The 274-nt window shown below is 57.3% G+C and carries 1 protein-coding gene; it reads right to left on the bottom strand.

All coding sequences use genetic code 11. The features are described 5' to 3' along the window. Positions 1-60: 60 nt before the first annotated feature. On the bottom strand, positions 61-274 hold a 214-nt coding region (locus tag PA598K_RS34995), incomplete at its 5' end, for a PepSY domain-containing protein (protein WP_185602430.1).

Here is a 274-nt window from a genome sequence, read left to right as displayed (position 1 = left end):
CCTGCCGCATCTGAGAACAAACGAACAACAACATTAGAAATTGATGAGAAAACAGGACCACTAGCTCTCATCATCGTCGTCCCAGGTAACCGACATGACCGCCCCGGTAATCGCATGAACCTGGATATCCGCCTCGCGCCCCTGCGGGGTCTCGATCTCAATCAAATAATAACGCTCGCCGCCAGCGTTGCGCAGCTCGATATCCTCAACCTTCCCGAACACCTGCCCCAGCGCCACCTTGATCGCCTCCTGCTCGGTGAGCGGCAGCGACGGC

The sequence above is a fragment of the Paenibacillus sp. 598K genome (assembly GCF_003851045.1).
Taxonomy (GTDB): Bacteria; Bacillota; Bacilli; order Paenibacillales; family Paenibacillaceae; genus Paenibacillus_D.
This window is presented reverse-complemented; position numbering and strand designations above follow the sequence as displayed.